Consider the following 21,074-nt stretch of genomic DNA (forward strand, 5'->3'; position numbering starts at 1 on the left):
GAGGACGAGTCCTCACCGGCCGCCCCGCCGGTTTTCATCAGTGGACGTGGGGGCGGGAATGGGCATCTTCGACGGACTCCTGGGCAGCCGGGCCGCAGACTTCGACTCGGGCAGCGCGGCCACCAACGCGATCGAACTGACCAAGCGGCATCATCAGGTCTCCCTGACCAAGCAGGGCGCCGCGACCGGCAACCTGCGCGTCAACCTGACCTGGCGGATGCGGACGTCCGACATCGGCGGACCGCAGCGGGAGAGCCTGCTGCGGCATCCCTTCAAGGCGCTGCGGCCACCGGAGGTCGTCGGGCACAGCCAGAGCATGGTGAACGTCGACCTCGACCTCGGCTGCCTGTACGAGCTGGCCGACGGGACGAAGGGCGTCGTACAGCCGCTGGGCGGCCTGCTGGGGGACGTGAACGCGGCACCCTACGTGAAGCTGAGCGGGGACGACCGGTTCGGCTCTGCGTCCGGCGAGACGATGTACGTCAACCTCGACCACCGGGAACAGATCAAGCGGCTGCTCGTCTTCGTCTACATCTACGACCAGACGCCGGCGTTCGACCGAACGCACGCGATCGTCACGCTGTACCCGAGCAACGGGCCGCGGATCGAGATAGGCCTCGACGAACGGCACCCGCAGGCCCGGTCCTGTGCGGTGGTGATGATCGAGAACGTGAAGGACGAGCTGATGGTGCGGCGTGAGGTGCGGTTCGTCTACGGGTTCCAGGCGGAGCTGGATCGTCTGTACGGCTGGGGACTGACGTGGGGCCGGGGCTACAAGTCGAAGGTCGAGAAGTAGCGCCCGAATCCCCGGTGGCTCACCGTCCGGCGAACTGGGGGCCCTGCGGGGGGAGCCGGAAGGAACCGTCCGGATAGCCGTAGCCGTGGGTCGGCAGACTGGCCGGGTAGCCGTACGCCGGCTGCTGCTGGGGGACGGCCGAGGTCGGCTGCTCGGGCGGCAGGGGCTGGGAGAGGCTGGGCGTCTGCGGGGCCGGTTCGACAGCCGCGCCCGATGCCTCCTCCGACTCGTCCACCGAGATGCCGAAGTCGGTGGCCAGGCCCTTGAGACCGTTGGAGTACCCCTCGCCCAGGGCGCGGAACTTCCAGCCGTCGCCGCGCCGGTACAGCTCGCCGCAGATCAGCGCCGTCTCCTCGCCCGTCTCGGGGCGGATGTCGAACGTGGCCAGCGGTTCGCCGTCGGCTGCCGCGTCGTACAGCACGATGGTGAGGGAACGTACGCGGTCGAAGGTGACGCCGTCCGCCGAAGCGACCAGCAGAATCTGGCCGACGCCGGACTCGACACCGGACAGATCTGTCTGGATGGTGTCCGTGAGGCCCTCGGCGACGCGCTTCTTGCCGAGCCGCCACACCTTCCCGGAAGGGTGCCGGGGCTGGTTGTAGAAGACGAAGTCCTCGTCGGAGCGCACACGGCCGTCGAGGCCGAGGAGCAGCGCCGAGGCGTCGACGTCCGGGACCCCCTGCCCGGGGGTCCAGCGCAGCACGGCGCGTACCGTGGTGGCTTTCAGCGGGACGTTCGACCCCTTCAGCATCGCGTGCGTCATGCGGCCATCCTGCCTTCTCGGGCCTGCTCACGACAACGCGGGGTACACGGCAAGTCTCATCCGCGAGTTACCTGAAATTCATGCCAGGTGGGAACCTCTGACATGGATCCCTACGTACTATTACCGGCCACCTCATACCGAATCCACAGGTTCACCTTGCACCACGGGGGAGATTTATGCGTCATTTCGGGCACCTCGCCCCTGAGGTGCGGCAGCGCCTCTTCTACCGGGAGCCGTGCGTCTTCGACGCCGACTCGCCGGCCAGGCTGCTCTCCGCGGCTCTGGGCGCCACCCTGTACAGCCCGGCCACCCGGCCCCGGCTGGCGGACGACATCGTCAAGCAGACCGGGCGCGGCGTGGTGTCGATGGTGCTGTGCCTGGAGGACTCCATCGGAGACGAGGACGTCGAGGCCGGTGAGGAGAACCTGGTCCGGCAGTTCGCCGACCTGGCGGGGCGCAGGGACACGGAGGGCGCGGAGCTGCCGCTGCTCTTCATCCGGGTGCGGACGCCCGAGCAGATCCCCGACCTGGTCCGGCGGCTCGGGACCACCGTGGAGCTGCTCAGCGGCTTCGTCTTCCCGAAGTTCACCGAGGAGCGGGGCATCCCCTTCCTGGAGGCGCTGGCGGGCGCCGAGACGGCGAGCGGACGGCGGCTGTTCGGCATGCCCGTCCTGGAGACGCCCGAGCTGATGTACCGCGAGTCGCGCGTGGAGGCCCTGGAGGGCATCGCCCGCGCCGTCGACAAGTACCGCAGCCGGGTCCTCGCGCTGCGCCTCGGCGTGACGGACTTCTGCTCCTCGTACGGGCTGCGCCGAGCGCCCGACATGACCGCCTACGACGTCCAGATCGTCGCCTCGGTGATCGCCGACGTGGTGAACATGCTGGGCCGGGCCGACGGCACCGGGTTCACGGTGACCGGTCCCGTATGGGAGTACTTCAGGGTTCCCGAGCGCATGTTCAAGCCGATGCTGCGGCACAGTCCCTTCCTGGAGGGGCAGGCCGTCGAGCTGCGCGAGAAGCTGATAGAGCACGCGATGGACGGGCTGCTGCGCGAGATCTCCCTGGATCAGGCCAATGGTCTGCTGGGCAAGACCTGCATCCACCCCTCGCATGTGCCGGCCGTGCACGCGCTGTCCGTCGTCAGTCACGAGGAGTACAGCGACGCGGCCGACATCCTGCGGCCGGAACGCGGCGGCGGGGGTGTGCTGCGGTCGCAGTACACGAACAAGATGAACGAGGTGAAGCCGCACCGCGCCTGGGCCGAGCGCACCATGCTCCGCGCCGAGGTCTTCGGTGTCGCGCACGAGGACGTCAGCTTCGTCGACCTGCTCGCCGCCGGAATACCCGGCTGAAGAACCACCTCACTCACAAGGGACGCATGAACAACGCAGTGAACAACGGGGACGACGGGATCTGGTCCGGGACGTGGGTCGCCGAGCGGCTCGGTGTCGAGCTCGTGGGCGACGACGCGCTGACGGGCCTGCTGGGGCTGGCCCTGCGCCGCAACCCCAAGCGGGCGCATCTGCTGGTCTCCAACGTCCTGGGCAAGCACGTCCCGCAGTCGCCGTCCGTGGTGCACGGCCACGGGTTCGCCCTCGGCCGCCGGGTGCGTGAGCTGCTCGGCGCCGAGGAGACGGCCACGGCGGTCGTCCTCGGCTACGCGGAGACCGCCACCGGCCTCGGTCACTCGGTGGCCGACGGCCTCGGCACCGCTCCCTACCTGCACTCCACCCGCCGCCCGGTCGCCGGGGTGGCGCAGGCGGGCGGTTTCGAGGAGTCCCACTCGCACGCGACCTCGCACCTGCTGCTGCCGGAGGACCCGGCACTGCTGGTCGGGGACGGGCCGCTGGTCCTGGTCGACGACGAGTTCTCGACCGGCAACACGGTCCTGAACACCATCCGTGCCCTGCACGAGCGCTATCCGCGGCGGCGGTACGTCGTCGTCGCCCTCGTCGACATGCGGTCGGCGGCGGACGCGGGCCGGCTTGACGACTTCGCCCGCGAGATCGGCGCCCGCGTCGACCTGGTCACCGCCGCCTCGGGAACGGTACGGCTTCCCGCGGGGGTGCTGGAGAAGGGCCGGGAACTGGTCGCCCGCTACGAGGCCACGGGCGCCGCGGACGGTAACCGGCCGGCTCCGGTTGCGCGGGGAACCGCGCGACAGGCCACGACGGACCCGCACCCGGAAGACGACCGGACCCGGCAGACGCGGCCCCCCGGCCGCATATCCCGCGTAGACCTCTTCTGGCCCCGCGGCCTCCCCGACGGCGGCCGGCACGGGTTCACGCCCAGCCACCGGGCCCGGCTGGAGACCGCCCTCCCCGCCATGACGGCCCGCCTCGCCGAGTCGATACCCGACGGCGTCGAACGCGTCCTCGTGCTCGGTTTCGAGGAGCTGATGTACGCCCCGCTCAGGCTGGCCCGTGAGCTGGAGCAGGTGGTGGCCGCCGAGGTGCGGTACTCGACCACCACCCGATCGCCCGTCCTCGCGGTCGACGACCCCGGCTACGCGATACGCAGCCGCATCGTCTTCCCCGCGCACGACGACCCGGCCGACGGCCCCGGCGAGCGTTATGCCTATAACGTCGCGGGCGGTGGCTTCGACGCCGTCGTCGCCGTCGTGGACTCCGTGGCCGACACCCGGGAGCTGCACGCTCCCGACGGTCTCCTGTCCCAGCTCGCCGCGCACACCCCGCACGTCGTCCTCGCGGTCGTGCCGTCGTACGTCCCCGAGCCGCTGTACGCAGCCGCCTTGTCGGAAGAGAGACCCGCCATGCTGCCCGAGCCCCTTCGCGGCCCCGCCTTCTCCTCGTACCCGCCCGAGGAGGTCGGCTGGCTGCTCCAGGACCTCTCGGACGTGACGCTGGAGGCGCCGACCGAGGAGCGGGAGGAGGCCATCCAGAGCGGCGGCGCGCACTACGCCGAGTCGCTGCCCGTCGAGTACCAGCCCAGCGAGCAGTACCAGGAGCTGTTCCAGGCGGCGCTGGAGACCTCGGCGGCGCGCATCGCGCAGGCCGTGGGCGTGGTCACGGAGACGGTGATCGCCGAGCTCCCCCACTCTCGGCTTCGCTCGAGCGGGGGGACCCCCATCCCCCGGCCGGTGCTCGTCTCGCTCGCCCGGGCCGGCACCCCGGTCGGTGTGCTGATGCGCCGCTGGGCGCAGTTCCGGCACGGCCTCGACCTGCCGCACTACGCCGTGTCGATCGTGCGCGGCCGGGGCATCGACGCCAACGCGCTGCGCTGGCTGGCCGCCCATCACGACCCGCGTGACGTGGTCTTCGTCGACGGCTGGACCGGCAAGGGCGCGATCACCCGGGAACTGGCCGCGGCGATCGAGGAGTTCGAGGCGGGCGGCGGCGCGGCCGGCTTCGACGCGGAGATCGCGGTGCTGGCCGACCCGGGCTCGTGCGTGCGGACGTACGGCACCCGCGACGACTTCCTGATCCCGTCCGCCTGCCTCAACTCGACCGTCTCGGGGCTCATCTCGCGGACCGTCCTGCGGGCAGACCTGGTCGGGCCGAACGACTTCCACGGCGCGAAGTTCTACCGCGAGCTCGCCGGCACCGACGTCTCGGTGGCCTTCCTGGACGCCGTCGCCGCGCGCTTCCCCGAGGTCGCGGACGCGGTCGGCGGCGCGGTGAAGGAGCTGCTGGCCAGTGACCGCACGCCGAGCTGGGAGGGCTGGCGGGCCGTCGAGCGGATCAGCGAGGAGTACGGCATCCACGACGTGAACCTGGTCAAGCCCGGGGTCGGCGAGACCACCCGGGTGCTGCTGCGCCGGGTGCCGTGGAAGATCCTGGCGCGGGCCGGCGCGGGCGCCGACCTGGACCACGTACGGCTGCTCGCCGGACAGCGAGGGGTGCCGGTCGAGGAGGTCGGCGACCTGCCGTACACCTGCGTGGGGCTGATCCACCCGCAGTTCACCCGGGGCGCGACCGGTGCCGACGGCAAGGCGGTGACGGTCTGATGCCGGTTCTGGTGGCGAGCGATCTCGACCGTACGCTCATCTACTCGGCGGCCGCCCTGGCGCTGACCATGCCGGACGCGCGGGCGCCGCGGCTGCTGTGCGTGGAGGTGCACGAGGCCAGGCCGCTGTCGTTCATGACGGAGACGTCGGCGCAGCTGCTGACCGACCTCGGCGACCGGGCGGTGTTCGTGCCGACGACCACCCGGACGCGCAAGCAGTACCAGCGCATCAACCTGCCGGGCCCGGCGCCGAAGTACGCGATCTGCGCGAACGGCGGCCATCTGCTGGTCGACGGCGCGACGGACCAGGACTGGCACGGACGCGTGCTGGCCAGGCTGGCCGACGAGTGCGCGCCGCTCGCGGAGGTGGAGGCATACCTGGCGAAGACGGCGGACCCGTTCTGGCTGCGCAAGCAGCGGGTCGCCGAGGACCTGTTCGCCTATCTCGTCGTGGAGCGCGAACTGCTGCCCGAGGAGTGGGTGAAGGAGCTCGCGGCCTGGGCGGAGAACCGCGGCTGGACCGTGTCGCTCCAGGGCCGCAAGATCTACGCCGTGCCGAAGCCGCTGACCAAGAGCGCGGCCGTGCGCGAGGTGGCCCGCCGCACCGGCGCGGAACTGACGCTGGCGGCGGGTGACTCGCTGCTCGACGCCGACCTGCTGCTGGCCGCCGACCGGGGCTGGCGTCCCGGGCACGGCGAGCTGGCCGAGGCCGCCTGGACGGCCCCGGCGATCACCGCCCTGCCCGAGCGGGGCGTGCTGGCCGGGGAGCGCATCCTGCGGGAGTTCCTGAAGAACTCCTGAGAAATCGCCGCGGCGCGGTCAGCCGCAGCAACCCCCGCCGCAGCATCCCCCGCCGCCCCCGCCGCCCGCCTTGGGCGCGGGGGCGGACTTCGTGCCGCCCACGGCCACCGTGGAGAGCAGTTTGACGGTGTCGTCGTGGCCCGCGGGGCAGTCGGCGGGGTCGGCGGACCGGGCCATCGGGCGGCTCAGTTCGAAGGTGTCGCCGCAGGTCCGGCAGCGGTATTCGTAGCGAGGCATGGCGTCAGACTAAGCCCCTATGCTCGGACGCGGTGTCAGCAGTTTCGGCTCTGTTCACTTCTGTCGATTTCTTCTGTGGAGAATTTGCGAAGAGCGCTGGTAATTTGAGAGCGCCGCATTGAACTCCAAGGTCGGGAGGGTTCAAGGTTTGCGGCCGCGTCAACGGCAACCATGTCAGGCCCTCGTAAGTCTGTACGTCTGCCTGCGAGCAATACGGAGTGCGGAGGGAGACGCGTCGTGAGCGAGGCGGGGCAGGGGGATGAGCCCCAACGGCCTGACGAAACCATGCAGTTGAAGCTTCCGCCGTCTTTCCGGGCGGACGAGACCATGCAGCTGCGGGTATCGGATATACCGGCGATGCCGGAAATGTCCGAGGATGACGGCGAAGGAAAGCCGCGTTCGTCGAAAAACCGGAGAAAAGCCCCGCGCCCTCCCCTCTTTGTACGAATTTCTTCGTTTCTGGCTCCCCGGCTCGCCCCGCTCCTCGCCGTACTGGCCCCGTATGTGGCTCGTGTCACGCCCTACGCCCGCAAGCTCCGCCCGCAGTACCCGCGACCGGGCCGTACCGACTGGCGGCGCTGGATACCCTCCTGGCGGCAGTGCCTCGGCGGCGTCCTGACGTCCATAGGCCTGAGCGGCATGTTCCTGGTCGTCGCCTACGCGGCCACCGACATCCCGGACAACATCAACTCGTACGCCACCCAGCAGGACAACGTGTACTTCTGGGCCGACGGGACGCCGATGGCCCGCACCGGCTGGGTGCAGCGGCAGGCGATGCCGCTGAAGGACATCCCCGAGGACGTCCGCTGGGCGGTGCTGGCCGCCGAGAACGCCAGCTTCTACAGCGACCCCGGCATCTCCTTCAAGGGCATCAGCCGCGCCCTGTTCCGCACCATCGGCCAGGGCGACACCCAGGGTGGCTCCACGATCACCCAGCAGTACGTCAAGAACGTCTACCTGAACCAGAACCAGACGGTGAGCCGCAAGTTCACCGAGGCCATGATCTCCCTCAAGCTCGACAACCAGATGAGCAAGGACGACATCCTCGAGGGCTACCTCAACACCAGCTGGTTCGGCCGCGGCACCTACGGCATCCAGCGCGCCGCCCAGGCCTACTACGGCAAGGACGTCGGCGAACTCAACGCCAGCGAGGCCGCGTTCCTCGCCTCCCTGCTCAAGGGCGCCGGACTGTACGACCCGACCCTGAACTCCGCCAACCGCGCCCGGGCCGTGGAGCGCTGGTCGTGGACCCTGGACCGGATGGTCGACATCGGCAAACTGTCGAAGGCCGAGCGCGCCAAGTACACGAAGTTCCCCGAACCGCTCAAGTCCAACCCGCTGTACGACACCGGTGAGCAGACCGACTACCTGGTGGAACTCGCCTCCCAGTACGCCAAGAAGGCCGGGAACATCTCCGACAAGGACTTCGACCTGGGCGGCTACCAGATCTACACGACCTTCGACAAGAAGCGCGAGACCCAGCTCACCGACGCCGTCACCAAGGCCCGCAAGGACGCCCTGAAGGACGACCCCAAGAACGCGAAGAACGCCCACTACGGCGCCTCCTCGGTGGCCTCCGACGGGCGGATCCTCGCCGTCTACGGCGGCCCGGACCACCGTACGCAGGGTTACAACGAGTCCAACGCCACCACGGTCTCGGCCGGCAGCGCGTTCCTGCCGTTCGTGTACGCCGCCGGCCTGGAGAACGGCATCCACAAGACCCGCGACGGGGACACCACACCGGTCACCGGGGAGACGCTGTACGACGGCGACGACAAGGTGCCGGTGAAGACGCCCGAGGGGCCCTACTGGGACCGCAGCGGCAAGGTGGTGGCCGCCAAGAACGACGACGGCGAGTCGTACGGGCAGATCTCCCTGCACCGGGCGATGGAGCTGTCGGTGAACACGCCGTTCATGCAGCTCGGCATGGACGCCGGCCTCGACGTGGTGCGCACCACCGCCGAGAAGTCCGGACTGCTCTCCTCCAGCATCGGGGCGCAGGTGCCCGCGCTGTCCATGGGCAGCTCCACGCCCAGCGCCATCCGCATGGCGAGCGGCTACTCCACCTTCGCCGCGGGCGGCAAGCACACCGAGCCGTACTCGGTGCGCCTGATCACCAAGAACGGCACCAAGGTCGTCCTGGACACCCCGGCCGTCAACCGCGCGTTCGGCGCCGACGTGGCCGAGGAGGTCAACTCCGCGCTCGCGGACTCCTTCCGCACCGCCCACCCGGACGACGTGCCCGCCTCGCAGCAGACGGCCGCCCGGACCGGCTCGCTCGGCCAGGTGGCCGGGAAGGCGGGCACCACCCAGGACGACACCGCCGCCTGGTACGTCGGCACGGCCAAGGCCGTGTCCACGGCGGTCGTCGTCTACCGCATCGACCTGAGCAAGAGCCTCCAGCCGCTTCCACTGAAGGGCATCGCCGGCACGACCGACGACAGCGTTCCCTACGGCATCTGGTCAGGTGCCATGAGCCCGCTCGGCTGACCACCGAGACGAGCACCCGCGTCCCCGAAATCCGGAGAATGATCCGCACATGAAGTCACCGTCGGGCCGCCGCCGCAAGGCTCCGGCAACGCGCCACCCCGCCACCACGCATCCGGGGTTCCTGACGCTGGCGGCGCTCCTCGTCGTCGCGTCCCTGGTGGCCGGCTACCTGGTGCTGAACCGCACGACGAACACCGCGCCGACCGCGTCCTCGGGGGAGAACAAGAAGGCGTCGGCGGGTGCCACCAAGGAGCCGGAGTGGGACGGCAAGACGAAGGTCCTGGGGGACGGCTCCACTTCGTACACCGGACCGCAGAGCGGACAGCTGAAGGCGGTTCCGCTCAAGCCGGGGGAGAAGCCGCCCCAGTTCGTGGTCTTCTCCTGGGACGGCGCGCTCATGGGCGACGACGGCCTCTTCGAGCACTACCGGAAGATGGCCGAGGAGTACAACGCCCACATGACCTTCTTCCTCACCGGCATCTACCTGCTGCCCAAGAGCAAGAAGGACCTGTACTCCCCGCCCCAGCACCCCAAGGGCACGGCGGCCATCAGCTTCCCCACCGACGAGCACATCCGCACCACGCTGGAGCAGCTCGGCGAGGCGTGGAAGGAGGGGAACGAGATCGGCACCCACTTCAACGGCCACTTCTGCGGCGCCAAGGGCGGCGGCGACTGGAGCGTCGAGGAGTGGAAGAGCGAGATCGACCAGTTCTACTCCTTCGCGGAGAACTGGAAGACCAACACCGGCTACACGGACATCGACCCGCTGCCCTTCGACTTCAAGAAGGCGGTCGTAGGCGGCCGCGCGCCCTGTCTGGAGGGCCAGGCGAACCTGCTGAAGGCCGCCAAGAGCTACGGCTGGCGCTACGACGCCAGCTCCACCGGTGACTTCCAGATCTGGCCGACGAAGAAGAACGGCATCTGGGACTTCCCGCTCCAGCTGCTCCCCTACGACGGCGGCAAGTACCAGGGCCTGTCCATGGACTTCAACTTCCTCTACAACCAGTCCGACGGCGAGGTCGACGGCGACGCGGCCCAGTACCCGACCTGGGAGCAGGAGACCGTCGACGCCTACATGGCCGGCTTCAACCGCGTGTACTACGGCAGCCGGGCGCCCCTGTTCATCGGCAACCACTTCGAGGAGTGGAACGGCGGCATCTACATGAAGTCCGTCGACCAGGTCATCGAGAACGTGTGCACCAAGAAGGACGTCAAGTGCGTGTCCTTCCAGGAGTTGGCCGACTGGATGGACGTGCAGACGCCGGCGACGCTCGAGCGGCTGCGCACCCTGGATCCGGCGCAGAACCCGGACTGGTCGACCGTCGTGAAGTAACCAAACCTCAACCGAGTCCCCTCTTCACAACGGCTACACACGCCATGCAAAGATGCCCTTCCCGGCATCCCTCCGCCGGGGCAAGAGGGGAAACATCAGTGAAGTCAAGGAAATTGAGGGCGACCCGCCGCCGCGTCGCGATACTCGGGGCAGCCGCCACCTCGGTCGTCGCCGGAGTGGCTCTGCTGCCCAACTGGTCCGCCGGCGCCGCCGTCGTCGACGACCCCAAGGTCGACGCCAGGACCAAGGCCACCTTCCAGCGGCTGGCGGACGCGGTCTTCACCGACCGTACCGACGCCCTGGTCGCCGGCAAGCAGGGCGACCGGGCGAAGCCGCTGACCGACGGCTTCTCCGGTGACGTCAAGCTGTCCTCCGGCGCGGCCCGCACCGAGGACGCCGCCCTGTCCACGCTGGGCGACCGCAAGGACAAGCTGGCGAAGGCCGGCGAGAAGTACAGCAAGGCCAGCACCACCGTCACCCTGAACGCCACGCGCGTGACCGGCCGTACGGCCAAGGCCGCGGTCACCGAGAGCACGACGCTGACCTACGACAAGGTCCGCGGCGACGAGCCGAAGAGCACCGGCTTCGAGGCCCACCACGAGCTGACGTTCAAGGCCGACCGGCAGGGCAACTGGCAGCTGACGGACATCCGCGACACCGACCAGGGCGGTCTCGCGGTCAACGCGCTCACCAAGCCGACGTCCGTCAAGGCGGCCACGACGGCGGACACCACCACGCCGAACGCCGCGCGCGCGGCGACCACCCGCAATCCGGTCGCCGTCCCGAAGACCGGCACCGCCTTCGACTACAAGGCGATGGCGACCTACGCCGAGAAGTACTGGAACGTCTACAACAAGGACTACCCGGACTTCAACGGCCACGGCGCCGGCGGCGACTGCACCAACTTCGTCAGCCAGTCCCTGAAGGCGGGCGGCTGGAAGCACGTCCCCGGCTACGTGTACGACTACACGAAGTGGTTCGGCAACGCCGACATCCAGTCGGACTCGTTCGTCGGCGTCAACGAGTGGTCCTGGTTCGCGCAGAACTCCAAGCGCACCACCGCGCTCGCCAACGTCTACCAGCTCGAGGTCGGCGACGTCCTCCAGATGGACTTCGACCGCGACGGGTCCAAGGACCACACGATGATCGTCACCGCCAAGAGCGGCGGCGTGCCGTACGTGACCTACCACTCGAACAACACCCTGCGCCGGTCGGTGGCGAGCCTCGTCTCGTCGTACCCGACCGCGTACTTCTACGCCTACCGCACCTGATCCGGCCGGCCCGTCACTCCTCGGGGTGGCGGGCCCGCCAGTACGGGTTGTCGTGCGGCAGGGCGGACCCCACCCTGCCGTACATCCCGAAGACGAGCAGCAGGATCCCGATCACGAAGCTGAGCATGCAGTTCTGGATCTCGAAGGCCAGGAAGTTGTAGTCCGTCTCGAGCAGGGCCATGTTCAGGAACCCGCTCACGACGAACAGGACACCGAGGGCCATGTTCAGCGTGGACGCGAAGTTCCCGCCGATCACCATGCCCACGAGCAGCAGCAGCCCGACGCCGACCGACAGCCAGCTGAGCGCCCCGTTGGTGTTGAGGCTCCACACCTCGTCCCCGCCGGTGTCGAAGAAGCCGATGTTGTCGACGATGCCGAAGATCCCGAAGCCGATCAGACCCAGGCCCATCAGCCCGGCGCCGATCCGGTAGACCAGGTTCAGACGGTGGTCGACCGGCAGATGCTCGTCGAACCTGATGCGCCGCCTGGACCGGCCGTGCACTGCGTGTGTGGCCATCTCCGCCTCCCTGAGGGTGGATGCGCCGATGGAGGCCGTACGTACCTTCAATATCCGCCTGCCGGGCGCGCGCGGCAATGTCAGTGGCCCGCGCCGCGCTCCTCACGGATCCCGGCCACCACGTCCGCCACCGCCCGCCGGACGGCCTCCGTCTCGGTCAGGAAGTGCCAGTAGTCGGGGTGCCGGCCCTCCAGCGTGCCGATCGCCCGCTCCAGCCGGGCCACCGAGTCGTCCAGCGGGCGCGCGTGCCGGGGATCGGGGGTGTTGCGCCCCGCCATGGCCAGCCGCTGGGCGTCCCGGATCGCGAACCGGGTCCGGTCGATCTCCGCCTGCGGGTCCTTCTGCACGGCGTTCAGCCTGGTCAGCCGGTCCCCGGCGGCGGAGACCGCCTCGTCGGTGCTGTTCAGCAGGGCGCGCACCGTCGACAGCAGCGCGGTGGCGTCCGGCCAGCGCTGCGCGTCCCGCGCGCCGCGCGCCTCCACGAGCTTCGCCTCGGCCTGCCGGACGTGCTCCCCGGCCTGGTCGGGGACGTGCTGGAGGTCCTGCCAGCAGGCGGCCGAGAACCGCCGCCGCAGCTCGCTCAGGATCGGCTCCACCTGCCCCGAGCGGGTCGTCAGCGCCTGGGCGCGGGTCCGCAGCGAGACGAGCCGGTGGTCGATCTCCGCGGCCCGCTCCGGCAGCCGCTCCGCCTCCACCCGGACCGCTTCGGCCTCCCGCGCCACCCGTTCCGCCCGCTCCAGCGTCTGCGGCACGCCGTGCTGCCCCGCACCCTGGTTGAGCTTCGTCAGCTCGGGCGCCAGTGCCGCCAGCCGGGCCGCGAGACCATCCGCCCGCAGCCCGCCCTCCCGTACGGCGTCCAGCGCGTTCGAGGCGGCCAGCAGCGCCTGCCGGGCCCGCTCCACGGCGGGCGCGAGGCGGGCCAGCTGGGTCTCGGCCTTGCCGAGCAGCGGGCCGAGCCCGTCGGCGAACCGGTCGAGTTCCTGCTTGACGCGGCCCAGCTCGTCCTTGGCGCGGGTCAGCTCGGTACGGGCCTGGGCGGCCGCCGAGGCCTCCAGGTCGTCCCGGTCGAGGTCATGGGCGTCGACGGCGTCGATGTACTGGTGGCTGGCCTCGTCGATCCGTCTGCCGACGGCCTCGAAGTCGGAGACGGCGCGCCGGGCGGCCGGCGAGTCGTCCACGGCCCTGATCGTCTCGATCGAGATCCGCAGGTCGCGCTGGGCGGTGTCCAGCTCGTAGAAGGCGGCCGCCGCCGCGTCCTTGGCGGCCTGGGCCTCGGCCCGCTGTCCCTCCGCCCGCCCGCCGAACCAGCGCCGGGTGCCGCCGCCGGCGAACGCGGCGGGCAGCGCGAGGGCGGCCACGAGGGGGAGGGCGACGAGGGTGAGGGTGTCCCGGAGGGCATGCGGTCCCCGGCGCGCACGACGGCGCTGTGCGCGCGGCACCAACGGCGAGTACGGCTGCGCTGGTGTCGCCGTCACATCCCTCTCCCGTGCTGTGATCCGCCCTGCCCGGTGTCATTCTCCCACCGGTTAAGGACGAACACACGGGTCGGTCAGTTCGCGTTCCGGACGGTTACTTTGCCGTCGGCGGTGCGGGCGCTGACCACATGCGCGCTGGACTCGTCGCGTGGCACCGACACGTCGACCCCGCCGTCGTCGGTCTTCGTGGTCACCCGGTAGGTCGCCTCGGGCAGCGAGATCGTCACCGAGCCGTCGTCGCTCACGGACTCCACCCGGTCCGGTACGGCGGACAGCGTCAGGCGGACCGAGCCGTCCGCGGTGCGCGCGGCCACCGTGCGCGAGGAGACCTCGGCGCGTACGGAGCCGTCGTCGCTGCGCAGCTCCAGCGGCCCACTCGAGTCGGTGACGTGCACGGAGCCGTCCTCGGTGCGCACGCTCAGCGCGTCCCGGAATCCCCGCGCCCGGACGCTGCCGTCGTCGCTCCCGACCTTCACGGCGACACCCCGTGGCACCTCGACGCGGTGCTTGGCGGAGCAGTCGGCCACCACCCCCGAGCAGTGCATCCGCAGCGTCAGCCGGTCGTCCTTCATCGACCAGCCGACCTTGGGCTCCTTGCCGATGGTGACCGACCCCTCGAACCAGCGGGTGACGTCGACCTTGCCCGCCTCGGCCGTGTCGGACGCGACGATCTCGAGCGCCGAGTCGTCGGAGTCGATGGTGAGCGTGCGGCCCTGCAGGGCGAAGGACCGGTGATCGGGGTGCTCGTCGTCGTCGGCGGCGGCACAGGCGGTCGTGCCGGCGGCCAGGGCCACGACGGCCCCGGCGGCGAGGAACGCGCGGGCCGGGAATGACGTACGTGCCATGGTGATCTCCCCCTGGGCTGCTTGGCGTTGCCCTGACGACACTGGGGAGCGGCCGTGCGCAGGACGATCCGGCCGCTCCCGTATCCGGGGTGGGGCTAACCCCCGGATACGGGTTTGCGGGGCACCGCCCCGGGCAATGTAGGCTGTCGACTCGTCCCGGGTGCGTAGCTCAGGGGTAGAGCGCCTGCCTTACAAGCAGGATGTCGGCGGTTCGAAACCGTCCGCGCCCACACGAGCCAGGGGCCTCCTTGCATGATCAGCAAGGAGGCCCCTGGAGATCTTTCAGGGGATATTCGGGAGATCAACTCCCGGAAGCCCTCACACCACGCTCCGCAGCGTCCTCCGGTGCCCAGCTCACCCCGCCGGAACCCCAGGTAGCAGTCGCTCGCTAACGGGCCCAGCGTCTGCCGTACGCCGCCAACCAGGCCGCAGGCCCGTAGACCACGACTTCCTCGCGGCTCGGATCACCTATCGGTTGGCCCTTCTTGTTCACGGGCTGAATCACTTTGTAGACGGCGATGACTCCGTGCGGGAGCAGTTCGTAGCAGTACGCGTACGCCGCGGGGTGGCTCACCTGGCCGTCCTCGAACTTTGCCGGGCCGCGGCTCTGGTCGACGAACTCGATATGTACGCCCATCCGATGAATTTAGCCCCTGCCGCCGCGCGTAGCAGTGGCTTCGGGCCGCCAGGTGTGGTTCCGCCGGTTCCGGGCGGAGGGCGCCGCCGGCAGCGAGGTCCTCGGCCACGGGACGGGCACGCGACCGTGTGCCCGTGCGATCCGCTGTACGCCTCGGCCGTTTCTCATTGCCGGCCGTCCTGGGTGGGATGGCGGCTCGTTGCCGTAGCGGATCAAACACCGGAGGTGCCTTGTCAGCACGCCTATGCGCCGTCGTCCAGGTGGCGACGAAGTGTCCGTTGATTACCAATCGTGGCGATTTGATATGCGATCAGGATCCTGAACGTGCAGGAAAATGATGCTCTGTTCCCCTTACGCGCTGTGATTTCCGGCTGGTGCAATTGCAAGAGCCCGCCCACCTCGAGTCGGCCTGGACAGCGTGACCTTGAGGCGCGCGGGCCCCCAACACACAGCCCTCGTTGACTGAGGTGATGCCGTATGTCCGAAAACCGTAGCGCCCCTGCGCGCAATCCCCAAGAGCCGAAATCTCGATGGGCGATTCTGTTTGCAGGAGCCTCAGCTCTCGCGAACATCGCCCGCCTGATTCGTGAGTTCGTCCAGCATTGACACCGGCCCCTGCCGCCTCGGTGGCGGGCCTCTTCTCGGCGGACGAGGTCGGCGGGCGGGAGGCCGCTCCCGCGTCCGGGGTTCGCATGGGGTGTCTTCGGTCGTCAGTCCCAGCCGCCGAGGATGCCGGCGTTGGCCTGCGCGTTGCAGATGTTGTAGCCGCCGGACGCATGGGCCTTCTCCGTGTGGCCGTCGACCGTGACCGAGCAGTTGATGTCGCCCGAGCCCTGGAGCTGGGCCGTCACGTTGTAGTACATCGCGTCGCCGTCCAGGGGCAGCGTGGCCTCGAAGCTGCCGTTCGCGAACGTGCCCTTGCGGGTGTCACTGTCCGAGCCGTAGGTGATGTCGAGCGGGCCCAACGTGCCGGCGGGGGCGGTGCCCCACACCTTGAAGGTGACCACTTTCTTCTCTTTCGGTTTCCCGGTCCTGGCCTCGCTCTTCGTGGCGTCGCTCGGGTCGCCGGCCGCGGCGGGCCGTTCGCCCTTGGGCGAGGAGGCCGCAGGGGTCGGGTCGGCGGAGCTGCCGGACTCGTCATCGCCGCCACCTGTGCCGGTGATCGCGATGGCGACGGCGAGCAGCAGGAACAGGCCGATGATGCCGGCGCAGCCGAGCCCGATGAACCTGCCGACCTTCCTCTTCGGCGGTGGAGGAAAGCCTCCTGGGGACTGAGGGCCTCCCCGGCCGGGCTGGTGCGGGTCGTGCTGTGGGTGCTGCTGGCTCACGTGCTCCCCCGGGGGATCGTCTGTGTCTTGACTCCTTGCGACCGATGGCGGGGGCTGCGCGGTTGCATCAAGACGCGAAAGGTCACCTGATCGTGTGAGATAAGGGTCTTGTCAACGGATTCCGACGACTAGCCGTCGTCCCCCGGTGGCGTCTCGCGGGTGTGCTTCAGGTTCATGCGGGCCACCACCCGGTCCGGGGTCGCGACCTCCGCCCAGAAGCGGTGGCAGGTCACGAACACCGCGAGTTCGTGCTCCCGCCGGCGGAGCTTCTCCACCTCGGCCTGCTCGTCGGCCGTCCAGCCGGGGGAAGCGGGGCGCTCGGTCTTGCGCCAGCCCGCGTCGTCGCTGAAGCCGTCCAGGGGCTCGACCGACCAGGGGAGCCGCTTCAGCAGGGCCGACAGCTCGGCCCTGACCTGATGCAGCTCCTCCTGACCGGCGCGCAGGTCGCTCGGAAAGTCAAAGGTCGTAGCCACGCGACAATGGTACGCCTGTTCGAATTTGGGTGGCGAGCTCCTTTGGGGTGTTCGTGTGAACGTACGTTCGATTGTGTCTCGGGTGTGGTGTCTCAGGTGTCGCGGGTGACCGTCCGGTTCCGTTCGAGGACGGCGAGGCCCAGCCGGTCCGTGCCGTCCGGGTCGGCGTTGAGGCGGTGGACGACCACCCAACTGCCTTCCGCCGTCGCCCCGGTGAAGAGCGAGGCGTGGCGTGTCGCCCCGTTGTGCCAGCGCAGCGGACCGGCGGTCGCCCAGGTGGGCGCGGGGTCCCCCAGCCGGCGCTCCACCAGCAGCCGGACGACCAGGTCGGCCACCGCGCGGGGCGTGGCCCACAGCCCGCCCGCCGGGAGTATCGCGCCGTCCATCGTCCACGGTCTGCGCGGCCTGCCGAACAGGCCCGGGGCAGGCAGCCGCCGCGCCTGGACCGGGCGTGCCGTCATCTCCGTGACGTCCAGCGGACGCAGCACGTACGCGTCCACCAGTTCCTCGTAGGTCGCCCCGGCCGCGGCGGTCAGGGCCGCGCCGAGGACGGCGTACCCGAGGTTGGAGTACTCCTCCTCCTGGCCCGGGGGCCGGGTGGCGAGCGTGTCCAGGCCTGGGAGCAGCGCGTGCAGCGCGGAGCGGTCGAACGCCGCGTACGGGTCCCGGGGCGGGAGGCGGCCGGGCGGCAGCCGAGGGAGGCCGGAGGTGTGCCGGGCCAGGTGCAGGAGGGTGATCCCGGTCGCGGGGGCTTCGGGCAGCCACCGCTCGACCGGGTCGTCGAGCGCGAGTACCCCGGCCGCGGCCATCCGGGTCAGCGCCGTGCCCGTGACGACCTTGGTGAGCGAGCCGATCTCGACGTAACGGTCGACGGCGTGACCGTCGGCGAGGGCGGGCGGGTCCGCGTGGGTGAGGACGCAGGTCGGGACGCGACGGCGCACGAGGGGCCTCACTCGCCGCGCGGCGGGACCGCGCACGCCGGGGTGGCGCCGGGCAGCCGGTGGCGGTTGCGCGACACCCGGCGGTAGACCAGGCGGGCGCAGCCCCGGACGCCGGGCAGCCGGAGGACGGCGGAGAGAGTGCGGTACGCGGCGGACGGCGAGGTGCCGAGCCAGCGGGCCAGCGCGTCGGCCCCGCCCGCGAGGACCGTGCCGCCGCGCAGCAACAACACCTCCCGGTCCAGCCGTTCGAGATGCGGCGCGGTCGACTCCGTGGGCAGGAACTGCCACGGAACCGCTTCCAGCGCCGGAGCGGCGAGGCCGCGGATACGGTCGACGGACGTCTGGCAGAAGCCGCAGTCCCCGTCGTAGGCGAGTACCGGGGGTACGCCGTGCGGGCCGTGCGGAGCGGGGCTGGTCACTGGTGTCCCTTCCACTCCCCACCCACGGTGGGGGCGCTGACTGGTTCCTCCCCGCAGCCTCGCACGGCGGCGGGCCACCACCGGTGTCGGACCCTGGCTCTAGGGTGACGCGCATGAAGGAACGGGACGTGGAACAGGTGCGGTTGGTGCCCTGGTCCGAGGGCGACTTCTGGCTGCTGCGGCGGGCCAACAGCCCCGAGATGACGGAGCACCTGGGCGGGCCGGAGAGCGAGGAGAAACTCGCCGACCGGCATCGGCGCTATGTCGAGCCGTTCGCCGGGCGCATGTACCGGGTCACGCTCGCGGACACCGGGGAGACCGTCGGCTCGATCGGCTACTGGGAGCGCGAGTGGCGGGGCGAGACGGTGTGGGAGACGGGCTGGGGGATCCTGCCGGAGTTCCAGGGCAGAGGGCTCGCCGCGACGGCGGCCCGGGCGCTCGTCGACGTCGTACGGCAGCGGGCCGGGCGCGGCGGCCACCCGGCCCTGCACGCGTTCCCCAAGGTGGAGCATGCCGCGTCCAACGGGGTCTGCCGCAAGGCCGGGTTCACCCTGCTCGGGCAGGCCGACTTCGAGTACCCGAAGGGGAACCCGATCCGGTCCAACGACTGGTACGTCGACCTGCGCACCGGGCCCGCCTCTATCGGGTAGCGTCCGCCAACTCCCGCACCAGGCGCGCGGCCACCGGCACCGCAACCCCGTGCCGCCCGGCCGCGCGCAGCAACCCCCCGCCGATCGCGTCGAGTTCGAGGGGCCGCCCCGCCTCGGCGTCCCGCTGCATGGAGGACTTCGTGCCGGGGGCGAAGGAGTCGTAGCGCGCGAGCGCCTGGGCCGGGTCGGCGGGGGCGCCGCAGGCGCGGCTGACGGCGGCGGTCTCCTCGACCAGGGCGGTCAGTTCCTCGCGGTGCCGGGTGCGGACCTCGCCCAGCGGCAGACCGTACCGGGTGGTGAGCAGGGCGAAGGGCGCCAGGAAGGCCATCTTCGCCCACAGGGCGGCGGTCTCGTCCGGCAGGACGCGGACGGCCGGGCCGGCCGCCTCCAGCACCCGCGCGAGCGCGTCGAGGCGCGGGCGCGGCACGGCGTCGCCGGTCAGGTCGATCTCCGCGAAACCGCTCCCGTGCTCGATCACGCCCGGCGCGACCCGGGTCGACTCGACCCGGACGACTGCCGGGGCGACCCGGTCCGGGCGGTACCGGGCGCGCAGGACCGCCGGGTGCTCGACGCCGTTCAGGAACGGCACGAGGAGGGTGTCCTCGCCGAGAACCGAGGCGGGGACCCGGGCCAGGGCCGCGTCGAGGGCGGTGTGCTTGACGGTGATCAGCACCGCGTCGACGGGCGCGCGCAGCTCGGTGTCCGCCGCGACCGGGGCCGTGAAGTCGCCGAACGGGGTGCTGCGGACGCGGATGCCGCCGGCGCGCAGGGCCGCCGTCGTCTCCTCGCCGGCCAGGCAGGTCACCCGGTGGCCGGCGCGGGACAGCAGGGCCGCGAGCAGACCTCCCACCCCGCCGGGGCCGAGAACGGCGACGCCGAGTATGTCCTTCGTCATGTGCTGTTGTCCCTCTCGTCGGTCGGCCCCGCGGGTGCGGTGGCCGCCTCGGAGGTGATCATGGCACGAGGGCGGGGTGCCGGGGGAGACTGGGAGACATGTGCCGGAGCATCAAGACGCTGCGTCCCCCCGCCCTGCCCGAGCAGGCGACGGAGGACGATGTGCGCGCCGCAGCCCTGCAGTACGTCCGTAAGGTGTCCGGCTTCCGGGCACCGGCCGAGCACAACCGGGAGGTGTTCGAGCGAGCGGTCGAGGTCATCGCCGCGGCCACGGCGGAGCTGCTGGACGGGCTGGAGGTGCGCGGGGCCGGCCGGGGCGCCGCAGCGCGCACCCAGGGCACGTAGCGAACCCAGCGAACCCAGCGAACCCAGCGCACGCAGGCCGCGTGGGGCCCGGCCGGTGGCGTGCTACGCCGCCGGCTGCCGTCGCATGACGTACGCCGCACCGGCCCCCGCGCCGCACAGCGCGAGCACCGACACCCCCGTCGCCAGCCACGTCGTGCCCAGCCAGTGCGCGCCGAAGTAGCCCAGGGCGGCGCTGTAGCCCGCCCAGGAGAGGCCGGCCAGGGCGGACCAAGGGAGGAACTCGCGGGGGCGGCGGTGGGCGGCGCCCGCGATGAGCGAGACGACGGAGCGGCCGGCGGGGGCGAAACGGGCCAGCACGACCAGCGCGCCGCCGCCCCGGGCCAGCGCCTCGCCGAGACGTTCCTGCGCGGTGGTCAGCCGTCGGGAGCGGGAGATCGCCCGGTCCAGGCGCTCACCGCCGCGCCAGGCCAGCCGGTAGGCCACCAGGTCGCCCAGCACCGAGGCGGTCGTCGCGGAGAGGATCAGCACCATGATGTCCGGTACGTCGTGCGGCACCTGACCGGTCGCCGCACCCGAGCCCGCCGCCGCGGCCGTGGCCGCCGTGATGACGAGCACCCCGCTGGGCAGCACCGGCAGGAACACGTCGAGGAGGACCGACAGGCCCACCACCGCGTAGATCCATGGGCTGCCGAGCAAAGCCCCCACACTTTCGAACACCACTGACTCCCCGTGTCTCCCCCGTGACGGCCGACCGTGCCGCTGTGTCGCGGGGGAGCGGCAGGTGCGGCCAATGCCAGCCATACAGCGTACGCCCGGAGCGTGACAGTGGATTCACGGGGGGCACATGTGTTCGGCGCAGTACGTTCACGCGGGAGCGTCCACCACGTGCTGATCCGCGGTCGTCCGGGCGCCGTGAGGGCCCGGACGACCGC

21 protein-coding genes and 1 tRNA gene are annotated in these 21,074 nt (G+C 70.8%); 10 read left to right on the forward strand and 12 right to left on the reverse strand.

The annotated features are described in order from the left end of the window. Positions 1 to 58: 58 nt before the first annotated feature. Positions 59 to 796, forward strand: coding sequence for a TerD family protein (locus QQM72_RS39010; protein ID WP_314225562.1), 738 nt, complete (start codon positions 59 to 61; stop codon positions 794 to 796). A 19-nt stretch (positions 797 to 815) separates the two neighbouring features. Here the strand turns inward: QQM72_RS39010 and QQM72_RS39015 are convergent, their stop codons facing one another. Further along, on the reverse strand, positions 816 to 1,559 hold the full coding sequence (locus QQM72_RS39015) for a TerD family protein (protein ID WP_314225563.1): 744 nt from the start codon (positions 1,557 to 1,559) through the stop codon (positions 816 to 818). A 176-nt stretch (positions 1,560 to 1,735) separates the two neighbouring features. Between QQM72_RS39015 and QQM72_RS39020 the strand changes: the two genes are divergently transcribed. From QQM72_RS39020 to QQM72_RS39030, 3 genes are read left to right on the forward strand one after another with little or no spacing between them, the layout of a single operon-like run. Further along, entirely contained in the window at positions 1,736 to 2,911 is a 1,176-nt protein-coding gene (locus QQM72_RS39020) for an HpcH/HpaI aldolase/citrate lyase family protein (RefSeq protein WP_314225564.1), read from the forward strand. Positions 2,912 to 2,937: 26 nt separating this feature from the next. Then, positions 2,938 to 5,526 carry a phosphoribosyltransferase gene (locus QQM72_RS39025; RefSeq protein WP_314225565.1) on the forward strand — a complete coding sequence of 863 codons (2,589 nt, stop codon included), beginning with the start codon at positions 2,938 to 2,940 and terminating at the stop codon, positions 5,524 to 5,526. Continuing rightward, positions 5,526 to 6,326 (forward strand): HAD family hydrolase, encoded by an 801-nt coding sequence (locus tag QQM72_RS39030; protein WP_314225566.1) that lies wholly within the window; start codon positions 5,526 to 5,528, stop codon positions 6,324 to 6,326. The genes QQM72_RS39025 and QQM72_RS39030 overlap by 1 nt, the downstream gene beginning before the upstream one ends. A gap of 18 nt (positions 6,327 to 6,344) precedes the next feature. Here the strand turns inward: QQM72_RS39030 and QQM72_RS39035 are convergent, their stop codons facing one another. Further along, complete coding sequence (locus tag QQM72_RS39035; RefSeq protein ID WP_020126904.1) at positions 6,345 to 6,563, reverse strand: FmdB family zinc ribbon protein; 219 nt, start codon at positions 6,561 to 6,563, stop codon at positions 6,345 to 6,347. 285 nt (positions 6,564 to 6,848) lie between these two features. Here QQM72_RS39035 and QQM72_RS39040 point away from each other — a divergent pair, with 285 nt between their 5' ends. The 3 genes from QQM72_RS39040 (at position 6,849) to QQM72_RS39050 (ending at position 11,657) form a co-directional block, all read left to right on the forward strand. Further along, on the forward strand, positions 6,849 to 9,053 hold the full coding sequence (locus QQM72_RS39040; protein ID WP_314225592.1) for a transglycosylase domain-containing protein: 2,205 nt from the start codon (positions 6,849 to 6,851) through the stop codon (positions 9,051 to 9,053). Between the two features lie 49 nt (positions 9,054 to 9,102). After that, a complete protein-coding gene (locus QQM72_RS39045) occupies positions 9,103 to 10,386 on the forward strand; it encodes a polysaccharide deacetylase family protein (RefSeq protein WP_314225567.1) in 1,284 nt (427 codons plus the stop codon). 98 nt (positions 10,387 to 10,484) lie between these two features. Continuing rightward, positions 10,485 to 11,657: an amidase domain-containing protein gene (locus QQM72_RS39050; RefSeq protein WP_314225568.1), complete on the forward strand. Its 1,173-nt coding sequence runs from the start codon at positions 10,485 to 10,487 to the stop codon at positions 11,655 to 11,657. Positions 11,658 to 11,670: 13 nt separating this feature from the next. On the opposite strand, the gene QQM72_RS39055 is transcribed toward QQM72_RS39050, so the two are convergent. The 3 genes from QQM72_RS39055 to QQM72_RS39065 all read right to left on the reverse strand — a co-directional run bounded on the left by QQM72_RS39055 (position 11,671) and on the right by QQM72_RS39065 (position 14,494). After that, positions 11,671 to 12,174 carry a DUF4383 domain-containing protein gene (locus QQM72_RS39055; protein ID WP_314225569.1) on the reverse strand — a complete coding sequence of 168 codons (504 nt, stop codon included), beginning with the start codon at positions 12,172 to 12,174 and terminating at the stop codon, positions 11,671 to 11,673. A gap of 80 nt (positions 12,175 to 12,254) precedes the next feature. Next, positions 12,255 to 13,649 (reverse strand): hypothetical protein, encoded by a 1,395-nt coding sequence (locus tag QQM72_RS39060; RefSeq protein ID WP_314225570.1) that lies wholly within the window; start codon positions 13,647 to 13,649, stop codon positions 12,255 to 12,257. A gap of 74 nt (positions 13,650 to 13,723) precedes the next feature. Next, entirely contained in the window at positions 13,724 to 14,494 is a 771-nt protein-coding gene (locus tag QQM72_RS39065; protein ID WP_314225571.1) for a DUF4097 family beta strand repeat-containing protein, read from the reverse strand. 158 nt (positions 14,495 to 14,652) lie between these two features. Here QQM72_RS39065 and QQM72_RS39070 point away from each other — a divergent pair. Further along, positions 14,653 to 14,724 (forward strand) — tRNA-Val (locus QQM72_RS39070). 158 nt (positions 14,725 to 14,882) lie between these two features. Here QQM72_RS39070 and QQM72_RS39075 read toward each other — a convergent pair. The 5 genes from QQM72_RS39075 to QQM72_RS39095 form a co-directional block, all read right to left on the reverse strand. Continuing rightward, on the reverse strand, positions 14,883 to 15,131 hold the full coding sequence (locus QQM72_RS39075; protein ID WP_314225572.1) for a hypothetical protein: 249 nt from the start codon (positions 15,129 to 15,131) through the stop codon (positions 14,883 to 14,885). A gap of 710 nt (positions 15,132 to 15,841) precedes the next feature. Continuing rightward, positions 15,842 to 16,459, reverse strand: a complete 618-nt coding sequence (locus QQM72_RS39080; RefSeq protein WP_314225573.1) for a hypothetical protein — start codon at positions 16,457 to 16,459, stop codon at positions 15,842 to 15,844. A 128-nt stretch (positions 16,460 to 16,587) separates the two neighbouring features. Then, the gene (locus QQM72_RS39085; protein ID WP_314225574.1) at positions 16,588 to 16,932 is read right to left on the reverse strand and encodes a hypothetical protein; all 345 of its coding nucleotides are present in this window, start codon (positions 16,930 to 16,932) and stop codon (positions 16,588 to 16,590) included. A gap of 92 nt (positions 16,933 to 17,024) precedes the next feature. Continuing rightward, positions 17,025 to 17,873 (reverse strand): serine hydrolase domain-containing protein, encoded by an 849-nt coding sequence (locus QQM72_RS39090; RefSeq protein ID WP_314225575.1) that lies wholly within the window; start codon positions 17,871 to 17,873, stop codon positions 17,025 to 17,027. An 8-nt stretch (positions 17,874 to 17,881) separates the two neighbouring features. Then, positions 17,882 to 18,292 carry a thiol-disulfide oxidoreductase DCC family protein gene (locus tag QQM72_RS39095; RefSeq protein ID WP_314225576.1) on the reverse strand — a complete coding sequence of 137 codons (411 nt, stop codon included), beginning with the start codon at positions 18,290 to 18,292 and terminating at the stop codon, positions 17,882 to 17,884. A gap of 113 nt (positions 18,293 to 18,405) precedes the next feature. On the opposite strand from QQM72_RS39095, the gene QQM72_RS39100 reads away from it, so the two are divergent. Further along, positions 18,406 to 18,942, forward strand: coding sequence for a GNAT family N-acetyltransferase (locus QQM72_RS39100; RefSeq protein ID WP_314225577.1), 537 nt, complete (start codon positions 18,406 to 18,408; stop codon positions 18,940 to 18,942). Here the strand turns inward: QQM72_RS39100 and QQM72_RS39105 are convergent. Beyond that, positions 18,932 to 19,837 (reverse strand): ketopantoate reductase family protein, encoded by a 906-nt coding sequence (locus QQM72_RS39105; protein ID WP_314225578.1) that lies wholly within the window; start codon positions 19,835 to 19,837, stop codon positions 18,932 to 18,934. The genes QQM72_RS39100 and QQM72_RS39105 overlap by 11 nt on opposite strands. Positions 19,838 to 19,935: 98 nt before the next feature. Here QQM72_RS39105 and QQM72_RS39110 point away from each other — a divergent pair, with 98 nt between their 5' ends. Continuing rightward, a complete protein-coding gene (locus QQM72_RS39110) occupies positions 19,936 to 20,181 on the forward strand; it encodes a DUF2277 domain-containing protein (RefSeq protein WP_314225579.1) in 246 nt (81 codons plus the stop codon). 63 nt (positions 20,182 to 20,244) lie between these two features. Here QQM72_RS39110 and QQM72_RS39115 read toward each other — a convergent pair whose 3' ends face one another. Further along, positions 20,245 to 20,859 (reverse strand): DedA family protein, encoded by a 615-nt coding sequence (locus QQM72_RS39115; protein WP_314225580.1) that lies wholly within the window; start codon positions 20,857 to 20,859, stop codon positions 20,245 to 20,247. Positions 20,860 to 21,074: the final 215 nt, after the last annotated feature.

It is taken from the genome of Streptomyces zaehneri, assembly GCF_032248645.1.
GTDB classification, from domain to species: Bacteria; Actinomycetota; Actinomycetes; order Streptomycetales; family Streptomycetaceae; genus Streptomyces; species Streptomyces coriariae.